The organism is Neisseria sp. P0021.S007, from assembly GCF_051956855.1.
Genome location: NZ_JBQCXA010001474.1, coordinates 1 through 475, shown reverse-complemented (window position 1 = coordinate 475; position 475 = coordinate 1). Strand labels below are relative to the sequence as shown.

Annotated in this window: 1 pseudogene; it reads left to right on the top strand. The window is 46.3% G+C overall.

Features of this window, described 5'->3' with window-relative positions:
• Positions 1 to 257, top strand: a pseudogene (locus tag ACTHUR_RS19770) (CYTH domain-containing protein); the annotation flags it as partial.
• Between the last annotated feature and the right edge of the window lie 218 nt (positions 258 to 475).

Genomic DNA, 475 nt, shown 5'->3' with positions numbered 1-475 from the left:
ACGCGCAAGCAATGATGGCGGACATGTGCCCGTTTAAAATGGAAAAATACCGCTATCGGGTCGAATTTGAAGGCTTTGTATATGAAATCGATGAATATTTCGGCGACAATGCACCATTGATTGTGGCGGAAATTGAATTGCCGTCTGAAGATACCGAGTTCCCCAAACCGTCTTGGCTGGGTCAGGAAATCACGTCAGACGGGAAATTCACCAATGCGTATCTGAGCAAACATCCGTATTCGTCTTGGACGGAATAAGGGCGACAACCTCTCTGCACATACAAAAAAGGCATGTATCGAACATGCCTTTTTTCTTTTCAGACGGCCTGATTTGCCTTACCGATATTTGAATCAAGTTGCTTTCGACATACCGTTTCAAATATCGGGCTAGCCCGTGTGCTTTATCCGTGTAACCTTACGCCGGACGACAGGTCACCATATAGTTAACCTCGGTCGAGTCGCACAAGGAATAACGG